Source organism: Nocardia sp. BMG111209, from assembly GCF_000381925.1.
GTDB lineage: Bacteria > Actinomycetota > Actinomycetes > Mycobacteriales > Mycobacteriaceae > Nocardia.
Genome location: NZ_KB907309.1, coordinates 16,979 through 26,975 on the forward strand (window position 1 = coordinate 16,979; position 9,997 = coordinate 26,975).

General features: G+C 68.7%; 5 protein-coding genes. 2 read left to right on the forward strand and 3 right to left on the reverse strand.

Translation table 11 applies throughout. The annotated features are described in order from the left end of the window. Positions 1 to 8 precede the first annotated feature (8 nt). Together G361_RS0131570 and G361_RS0131575 are read left to right on the forward strand one after the other, a co-directional pair. Entirely contained in the window at positions 9 to 4,055 is a 4,047-nt protein-coding gene (locus G361_RS0131570; RefSeq protein WP_019931140.1) for a type VII secretion protein EccC, read from the forward strand. An 80-nt stretch (positions 4,056 to 4,135) separates the two neighbouring features. Then, on the forward strand, positions 4,136 to 4,666 hold the full coding sequence (locus G361_RS0131575; RefSeq protein ID WP_019931141.1) for a hypothetical protein: 531 nt from the start codon (positions 4,136 to 4,138) through the stop codon (positions 4,664 to 4,666). A 124-nt stretch (positions 4,667 to 4,790) separates the two neighbouring features. Here the strand turns inward: G361_RS0131575 and G361_RS0131580 are convergent, their stop codons facing one another. The 3 genes from G361_RS0131580 to G361_RS47465 all read right to left on the reverse strand — a co-directional run bounded on the left by G361_RS0131580 (position 4,791) and on the right by G361_RS47465 (position 9,909). Next, positions 4,791 to 5,189 carry a hypothetical protein gene (locus tag G361_RS0131580; RefSeq protein WP_019931142.1) on the reverse strand — a complete coding sequence of 133 codons (399 nt, stop codon included), beginning with the start codon at positions 5,187 to 5,189 and terminating at the stop codon, positions 4,791 to 4,793. Between the two features lie 183 nt (positions 5,190 to 5,372). Then, positions 5,373 to 8,720 carry a hypothetical protein gene (locus tag G361_RS50555; protein WP_052172935.1) on the reverse strand — a complete coding sequence of 1,116 codons (3,348 nt, stop codon included), beginning with the start codon at positions 8,718 to 8,720 and terminating at the stop codon, positions 5,373 to 5,375. Between the two features lie 34 nt (positions 8,721 to 8,754). Continuing rightward, positions 8,755 to 9,909, reverse strand: a complete 1,155-nt coding sequence (locus tag G361_RS47465; RefSeq protein WP_019931143.1) for a type VII secretion system-associated protein — start codon at positions 9,907 to 9,909, stop codon at positions 8,755 to 8,757. Positions 9,910 to 9,997 lie beyond the last annotated feature (88 nt).

A 9,997-nucleotide genomic window follows, 5' to 3' on the forward strand; every position in this document is an offset into this window, starting at 1 on the left:
GAACAGCCATGAGTACCCTGGGTTTCGTCCGGCTGGCCCGGATCGCACCGCCCCGCTCGCCCGGTGGCGAGGTGATCCTCAACGCGCCGCCGGAGATCACCGCGCCGATCCCGAATCCGTTGTGGCAGCGGCTGATGCCGCTGGTGATGATCGTCGGCACGGTCGGCATGATGGGCCTGATGTTCACCATGGGCGGCCGGGCCATGCTGAGCAATCCGCTGAGCATGATGTTCCCGATGATGATGCTGATGTCGATGGTCGGCATGTTCGCCGGCCGCGGCGGCGCCAACGGCAAGCGCCCGGCGGAACTGAACGAGGAACGCAAGGACTATTTCCGCTATCTGGACCAGGTACGCAAGGACGTCCGGCACACCGGCCAGTCCCAGCGCCTGGCCCTGGCCTGGAGCCATCCGCACCCGGTCGATCTGCAGGCCCTCATCGGCACCCGGCGGATGTGGGAACGCCGGCCCAACGACCCCGATTTCGGGCATGTGCGCATCGGCGTCGGCAGTCACCGGCTGGCCACCAAACTGGCCCGGCCGGAGACCGGCCCGCTGGAGGATCTGGAACCGGTGTCGACGGTGGCACTGCGCCGGTTCGTCCGGACCCATTCGGTGGTGCACGGCCTGCCTACAGCGATCTCGTTGCGCGCCTTCCCCGCCATCAACATCGAGGGCCCTCGGGTACACAGTCGCGCGTTGATCCGCTCGATGATGCTGGAACTGGCCACCTTCCACGGCCCGGACAACCTGGTGTTCGCGATCGTCACCGCCGAACCCGACTCCGAGGCCTGGTCGTGGACGAAATGGCTTCCGCACCTGCAACATCCGCGAGACAAGGACGGCATCGGCAGCAGCCGGATGCTCTACGAGTCGCTGTCGGAACTGGAGACCGCCCTCACCGAGGACCTGCAGGAGCGCGGCCGGTTCCTGCGCAACGCGCCGCCGACCCCCGGACGGTTGCACCTGGTGGTGGTGATCGACGACGGCTACGTCAACGGCGCCGAGCGCACCGTCAGCGACGCCGGGCTGGATTCGGTGACCGTCCTGGATCTGACCGCGCCGCAGGCCGGTCTCGCGGTCCGGCGCGGCCTGCAACTGGTGGTGGAGGAGACCATCATCGGCGCACGCACCGGCGGCAACGTGGAGAAGTTCGCCGGGCCCGACCGGGTCAGCCCGGCCGAGGCGTCGACCTTCGCGCGCAGCATGTCCCGCTACCGGATCGCGTCCGCCGCGCAGATCGTCAACCTCGGCGACGAGACCGTCGCCAATCCGGGGCTGATGTCGTTGCTGCGAATCCCGGACGCCACGGCCATCGACCCGGATGTGGTGTGGCGGCCACGCTCGACCCGGGAACGGCTGCGGGTGCCGATCGGCATCACCCCCGACGGCACCCCGGTCGAGATCGACATCAAGGAATCCGCCGAGAACGGCATGGGGCCGCACGGATTGTGCATCGGCGCAACGGGTTCCGGTAAATCCGAATTCCTCCGCACGCTGGTGCTGTCGATGGTCACCACGCACTCCCCCGACCTACTGAACCTGGTACTGGTCGACTTCAAGGGTGGCGCGACCTTCCTCGGCCTGGACCCGCTGCCGCACGTCGCCGCGGTCATCACCAACCTCGAGGAAGAACTCTCGATGGTGGACCGCATGCGCGACGCACTGGCCGGCGAGATGAACCGCCGCCAGGAATTGCTGCGCGCCGCGGGCAATTTCGCGAACGTCACCGAATACGAGAAGGCCCGCGCCAACGGCGCGCAACTCGATCCGCTGCCGGCATTGTTCGTCATCGTCGACGAGTTCTCCGAACTGCTCTCGCAGAAGCCGGATTTCGCGGACCTGTTCGTGATGATCGGCCGGCTCGGCCGGTCGCTGCGGGTGCATCTGCTGCTCGCCTCGCAGCGTCTGGAGGAGAACCGCCTGCGCGGGCTCGACTCGCACCTGTCCTACCGGATCGGCCTGCGGACGTTCTCCGCCAGCGAATCCCGGCAGGTGCTCGGCATCACCGACGCCTACCACCTGCCCAGCCAGCCCGGCGCCGGATACCTGAAAAGCGATGCGGCCGAACCGTTGCGGTTCAACGCCAGCTACGTCTCCGGCACCTACACGCCGCCTGCGACCAGCACCGTCGCCGGCGGCGGCGCGGTGACGGCCGAGTCCGGCACCGTCGAGGTGTTCACCGCCGCCACCGTCGCGGTCACCGTCATCGAACAGCCCGCCGAACCGGTGGAGGTCGCGCTGCCGGATCTGAGCGCGCTGCTCGCCGATCCGCCACCCACCGTCGGCGGCGTGGAACGCACCCTGCTGCAGGTGGTCGTCGAGCGGCTCACCGGCCACGGGCGGCCCGCGCACGAGGTGTGGCTGCCGCCGCTGGATGTCTCCCCGACCGTGGATATGCTGCTGCCGGAACCGAATTGGCGGGCCGAAGGCAACCGGCACGGCAAACTGTGGATGCCGATCGGCATCGTCGACAAGCCCTACGAGCAGAAACGCGATGTGCTCACCATCGACCTGTCCGGTGCGCAGGGGCACGTCGCGGTGGTCGGCGGCGCGCAGTCGGGCAAGTCCACCACACTGCGCACCATCATCCTGGCCGCCGCGGCCACCCACACCCCCGAACAGGCGCAGTTCTACTGCCTCGACTTCGGCGGTGGCACGCTCGCCGCGATGGGCGATGTGCCGCACGTGGGTTCGGCGGCCAGCCGGCTCGAGATCGACCGGGTGCGCCGCACCATCGCCGAACTGTCCGCGCTGCTGCGCCAGCGCGAGGCGCGGTTCCTGCGACTGGGCATCGAGAACATGCGCGACTTCCGCCGGCTCAAGGCCGAACTCGCGGCGAAGCCCGAGGCCGAGCGCGCGGCGGATCCGTTGTCGGAGGACCTGTTCGGTGACGTATTCCTGGTGATCGACGGCTGGATGGGCTTCCGCGAGGACTACGAGGGCCTGGAAGGTTCGGTACAGCAGCTGGTCGCGCGCGGCCTGTCCTACGGCATCCACGTGATGTTCGGCGCCAACCGCTGGGGCGAGATCCGCGCCGCCATCAAGGATCAGGTCGGTACCCGGATCGAATTGCGGCTCGGCGATCCGTCCGACTCCGAGATGGATCGGCGCACCGCCGCGAACGTCCCGATGAACCGGCCCGGCCGCGGTATCACCCGCGAGAAGTTGCACATGCTGCTGGGATTGCCGCGACTGGACTCGGTGGTCGACCCGAGCACCCTGTCCGAGGGCGTCGCCGCGGCCAAGGCCGGGCTGGCCGCGATGTACGGCGCCCGCAAGGCACCCGCGGTACGCATGCTCCCACTGGAACTGCCGCGCGAACGGGTCCTCGCCGCCGCCCGCGAGCAGAACGTGGTCCTGGACCACAAACATGTGCTGATCGGCCTCGGCGAATCCGAATTGCAGCCCATGGTGCTGGATTTCGAGGAACAGCCACATCTGTTGGTGTTCGCGGACGTCGGTTCCGGCAAGACCACGCTGCTGCGCAACATCGCGATGGGCATCGTCGAGAACTCCGACGCGAGCCAGGCCCGCATCATCCTCATCGACTACCGGCGCACCATGCTCGGCGCGATCGAGGGCAAACATCTGGCCGGCTACTCGACCTCGTCCCAGACCTCGATCGGCACCATCAAGGAGGTGGCCGGCTTCGTCGGACAACGCATCCCCGGCGCCGACATCACCCCCGCCCAGCTGCGTGAACGTAGTTGGTGGACCGGCCCCGAGGTGTACGTCATCGTCGACGACTACGACATGGTGTCGTCCAACAACCCGCTGGTGCCGCTGATCGAACTGCTACCGCAGGCCCGCGACATCGGCCTGCACCTCATCATCGCCCGCCGCTCCGGCGGCGCCAGCCGCGCGCTGTACGACAACGTGCTCGGACCGATGAAGGACATGTCGGTCGACGGCATTCTGATGAGTACCCCGAAGGACGAGGGTGTCCTGCTCAGCGACGTACGCCCCGCCCTCTACCCACCCGGCCGCGGCATGCTGGTGTCCCGCAGCCGGGGCCGGGAACTGATCCAGATCAGCCACCTGCCGCCGCTGTGAAACACGAACCACCCGAGCCACTTCCGGCCGGGTCGGTCTCGAACCGGCCGCGCCGCGGTGGAGAAGTGAATAATGGCGTCGTGGCCGAAGCCGAGCCCGAAGATCCGTTGTTGCAATGGCGATCCGGAGGGAGCCTCAATCCTGCGGTCGGCTACGGCGTGCTGGCCGGGGGGCTGACCTTGATCGCGTGCGCGATGCTGACGGTGCTGGTCGTGACCCGATCCGGGTCTGCCCCGACCTCGCCGCTCATGGCGCTGACGGCCTTATATGCCTTCTCGGCGGTGTGCGTCGGGGCGGGATTCTGGTTCGGATATCTGTACGGCCGCAGGACCGTAATCGAACTTCGAGTCGAAACCGAGGACACCGGAAAGACTTTGACATTGCACAGCTGGGACGGACAGATCCACCGGGTGCCGTTGCCGGAGATCGAAAACGTCCGTGTGACACGGAACACGACCGGTTCACCCTCAGTGCTCGGCATCAAGGTCTACGTCGGTGACAAGCGCTATCGGACTGTGCAAGGACCGAACGCCGACGCGCTGATGAACGTCCTGCGATCCGGCGGCGTGAACGTCACCACCCACGACCGGCAGGTCAGCGACGGCCCCTGACCCGACTTCGTACGGTCCGAGCATCACCGAGATCCGACACAGCCAGCGAGGCTTTGATGGCGCGACATTCACCGCCAGCGGGGCGGGGGCCGCGCCGGGGCTCGGGTTCAGGCGGTAGTCGGGTTCACTCGGCGCCGAATCCGCTGGTGGAGACGTTCTCGGTATTGCTGCTACCCTCGGCGGCCTGATGCATACCCTTGGCGAATTCGGCCAGGGTGGCGGCCATGTCGTATCCGCCCTGCAACAGGTTGACGCTGGTCTTCGTATAACCCTGGTCGCCCTTGGAGAACCTGCTGGCGTAGGAGTCGTGGCCCCACGGCGGATTCGAGTCCGAATTGGCCGATACGGTCCCGGTCTTAACGCCCTGGGCGGTGGTCTCGGTGACGCTGATCGGATCACCGAGCCTGGTGAGCGTCTCGTAGAGCGTGGTGACGGCCGCGTGCACCGCGGTCGCCGCAGCGTCCATATCCGTTGCGGCCGTACGCAGTTCCTCGGGGTGGACGATGATCTCCTGCTGCCCCATGGATCCCCTCTTCACTCGCCTGTCGGCCCACGGTCGCAGCGCGAGTCGAATCCGCCCGCAGTTACCGGCGGCGCCGGAGCGAACAGCACCTGAACATTCGGTGGGACAGCCACTTTCACCGTTCGCGATCGAAGCCGTCGGGCCCGACCGGACCCGGACAGACCCCAGCCGCGTTCCCGCCTACTACCGCAGCAGATCCCGTGGGTCGAAGAGGAAGTCGGGATCGTCGCCGCCATCGTGCCCACCGGCTCGCCCGTCATCACCGTCGCCGTGCTCGGCTTCCCCGGGGTCGGCATGGCGGCCGCGGCCGTCGTGTTCGCCGTCCCGGTAGCCGTCGGCAGGCCGGTCGCGGCCGTCGTCTCCACCGTCGTAGCCGTCGCCGTGATGGTGATGATGGTGGTGGTGATGATGGTGGTGATGGCTGTGGCCGCCGTCGTCGCCGCGACCGTCGCCATTGTCCGGGTAATCGGGATCGCCGTCGTCCGGGCCGCTACCGTCACCGTCGTCCGGCGAATTGCCGTCGTCTTCGCCGTTGCTGCCGCTTCCGGAATCAGGGCCGGACCCCGCACCGACGTCCGTGCCCGATCCGGGACCGGTGGCGGGTCCGCCTCCGGAGGCCGGATCGGTGCCGGGGCCCGAGTCTCCCGGGTTCGGGCCGGGGCCGCCGGGACCCGAATCACCCGGTCCACCACCATGATTCGGGCCACCGCCGGACGGACCGAGGCCGCCACCGGACGGGCCACCACCACCGGGACCACCACCACCGGCAGGGCCCCCGCCACCGGGGCCGCCGCCACCCGGACCAGGACCACCACCACCGGGGCCGCCACCACCCGGACCAGGGCCTCCGCCACCCGGGCCGCCACCACCCGGACCAGGACCACCACCGGGGCCGCCGCCACCCGGGCCTGGGCCTCCGGGGCCGGGGCCACCACCAGAACCCGGGCCTGCGCGGCCGGGATCGAATCCGCCGCCGGACGCCGGACCGGCACGTCCGGGACCTTCGCCGCCCGAGCCGACATCGGATCCTCGACCGAAACTGCCGGAGCCGGTACCGATGCCCGAACCGTGCCCGGTGCCCGAGATGTGCCCATTACCCGCGCCGGTGCCCGCACCTGAGCCGCTGCCGAAACCGGAGTCCGAAGCCGAACCCATCCCGGAACCATTGCCCGAACCAGAATCCGAGCCCGAACCCATCCCGGAACCATTGCCCGAACCGGAGTCCGAGGCCGAACCCATCCCCGAACCGTTGCCCGAACCAGAATCCGAGCCCGAACCCATCCCCGAACCGTTACCCGAACCAGAATCCGAAGCCGAACCCATCCCGGAACCATTGCCGGAGCCGGGATTCGACCCAGGACCCGAGCCCGAGCCCGAGCCCGGATTCGAACCCGAACCCGAACCCGACCCGGGATCCGAACCCGAACCCGGATCCGAACCGGATCCCGGACCCGAGCCGGGATCCGGTTCCGAACCCGGTATCCCCCAGGCGGATTCGGGAGGCGCCTCGGGTGCGTGGTACTCCGCGATATCCGGCCAATGGTATTTCTCGATCTTCGGGCGGGTCTTGCTGCGGACGTCGGTGCCCTTGGTCATGTAGCGGTCCGCATCCGGACCGCCCTGACCGTAGCGTTTGCCGAGGCGCTCGCTGCCCATCAGCGTGCGCTTCCACCAGGTGTCCTCGTCGGCGCCGGGCGCAGAGTTCTTGGTGCGCTCCGCATTCGCCCTGGTGTCGACGGTGTCGCGGTTGATTCGGACCACCCGGGCCCGGTCGGCGATCCGCTGGGCGCCGTCGGCCGCGCGCTGCACTCCGTCGGCGCGGATCTGTTCATCGTCGGCATGCCGTTGCAGATTGGCGACGTTGCGCTCGGCGTTGGTGAGGCCCTGCATCGCCCGGGCCTGTGCGCCCTGGGCGGCCTGATAGCGGCGTTGCAGGTCGGCGACTCGGGCGGGGTCGGGAACCGGTTGGGCGCGCTCGTTCTGCAACTGCCGGTCGAGCTGGTCCGCCTGACGCTGGTCGCGAACGAGATCCGCGCGGGCCCGGGTGACGCCCGCCAGGGCACCGGTCGCACGGGCCTGCTGATTGTCGGCCCGCTGCTGCGCCTGGTCGGCCCGGACCTGAGCCGCGTCCGCGTCGTTCTGGGTCGCGATCGCCTTGTTCTCGAAATCCCTTGCCCGCGAACCCATTCGCATGCCCCAAGCGGGTTGCCGATCCGCCGTGACCAGACCGGCCGGATCGCCGAGGGCACGGGCCCGCGGCGGGTTCGGCACAGGCGCGTCGGGCTGTGCCCGCAGCAGCGGTTGCTGCGCGCGAACCTGCTGGTCGAAGTTGCGGATCGCGGTGGCGTCCTGCCGGTCCAGCGCACCCAGCTGCCGCCGCTGCTCCGGGGTCGGCTCACCGTTGATCGCCGGACGCGCCACCGGATTGGGACGAGCGAGGCCGGCGTTGTTCGTGACGCCGACAGCCGCCTCCGCTTCGGACGCCCGGGTGTACACATTCCCCTCGGCATCGAGCTGAAAATGCCGCCAGAAGCCGTGTTCGGCAGTGGTATTCGGGATCCGGGCCAAGGTGAGACCACGCACGATGCCGCCGGTGGAGCTGCGGAAAGCACCACCGATCGCCGAGGCCCGGAATCCGGCACCGGTGAATGCGCCCTGCCAGTCGCCGGAGTTCAGCGCTCCTCCGATCGCGCCGCCGATCACACTGACCTCGCCGGCGAAGGTGCCGACCACCGCACCGCGGAACATACCGCTGGCCCGCCCGAAACTGTTGGTGAACCGGCCGATCGAGGCGTCGAACGCGATACCACCCCAATGCCCGGCGGCCCGGCCCATCATGCCGCTGAGGTACGACGCCCCGAACGAAACCAGTACCTCGTTGCCGTCCATGTGGCGCCGGGTGCCGTGGGCCATCTGCGCGCTCTGCACGACGACATCGATCAGGACCGCCTGGATGCCGGACACCGCGCCCTTGACCGCGTAGGTCGACAGATTCTTCACGACCAGCTTCGTCCACGACTGACTTCCACTGCGCCCCAGCAACTTCAGCACCATCTGCGCGATCTTGTCGATCGTCAGATCCTCGAGCAGACGTAGCCCGGACCGGGTGCCCGCCACAGCCGCGGCCTCCACCGCGGGCGCGGTCGGCGGAAACGTCCAGGCCCAGGCGATCTCGATGGCCAGCAGGATGTAGGAGGCGATCACCATCCATTTGGCCTCCTGAATGGTGGTGCCGAAATCGAAAGCGGCATTGCCGATCTCGTCGAAGGCATGGGCGAGCGTGGCCAGCGAGGAATCACCGTTGAGCAGTTCGTCGAACATCTGCCCGATGGTGTCGGCGCCGCTCCCGGCCGAATAACCCGACGCTGCCACCGATTTCACCGACCTGATCGGATCGACCTGCGCCTGGAGCGCTTTCGCAGCGTCGTTCCAGGCGTTGCCGATGCCGAACATCAGGTCTTCGTTGCCGTCCGGCGGGTCGACGCCGACGAGCCAGCCGACCCATTTGAGGCTGTCGGGGAACTCGATCATCTCGAATCCACGGTCGACACTGCCGTCGCGGCTGCTACTGCCCGACGCTCAGGGCCACCGGCTCCAGACCGGTGTAGCGGGCCAGATAGGTGATCACGTCGGCGGAACCCATGTTGTCCGGCAGATCCGGCAGCAGCACAGTGAAATTGGACTGCTCCACTCCGTCGTCACCAGCCAGCCCGATCACCTGACCGGGACGCAATCGCAACACCATGAACGGGATGTCGCCGGTCGCGGTGAACTGCGCGTGCACTGCGGCCTCCAGTTCGTTGCGCGGGACGTCGAGTCGCGCGATGGGCACGCTCGCACCCGGCGACGGCCAGTCCCGGCCGTCGACCATGACCAGCGCCGGCTCGGGCCAGGGTTGCCGCCGCTCGAGCTCAGCGGTCAGCCGGACCAGGAAGTCGAGCACGTCCGGCCCATCGTGGTTTCCCACCCGGGCCAGCGCGTCGCTGGGCACCGCACCCGCGGCGACCACCTCCTGCAGCGCCGGATAGAACTCCTCGACCGTCGCCGGGTAGCTCACGCGGTCGATCAGATCGTCGGCGGCATGGCCCATCATCTCGTCGGACAGGTCGCCGACGTACGAGATCGACTCGCACAGCATGCCGACCGGATCCTCGGGCCCGCCGAAATCCGGCTCCGGATCCGGCAACGGCACCCCGGCGAACGCCTCCTTGAGCGCCGTGGCCAGCAGCCGCATCGAGGCCGGGGCACCGGGATTGAGCAGGACATCGATGCCCTCGTCGGGCAGCGCGCCGACCAACTCCACCATGTGCGCATCCGCCCACTGCGAGACATCGACCCGATGCCGGTGCGCGGGAGCGGTGGTGACCAGGACACAGGGCACGCCGTCCGGCGAGGCGTCGATCACCGGATTATCGTCCTCGTCGACCGCGACGCCGACCATGGCCTCGCGCAGCGTCGACATCAGCTCGTCGGAACCGGCCTTCCCCTGGGTGACCAGTTGCAGGCTGGCGTCGACGGGGTCGGTCGGTGAGGTCGGCGTGGACGGCTCGTAGTCCGGATTGGCGTGGAACCGGCCGACCTCACCCTCGGCGTCGACGAACCAGCCGCCGACCACCGCCTCGGCCGGTGGGCGGTCGCCCTCCTCGGTGGGCTGCCAGGCCGGGTCGATCATGAACACCCATTCGGGCTCGGTCCGCGGAGCTAGCTGTTCCTCGGTCATTACCATGCCTTTTCTCGTCGTCGGGTGCATTCAACCACGGTCGCGGCCCGGTATCCGGGCCGACGGCGCTCCGCCGCGGCACAGGCGG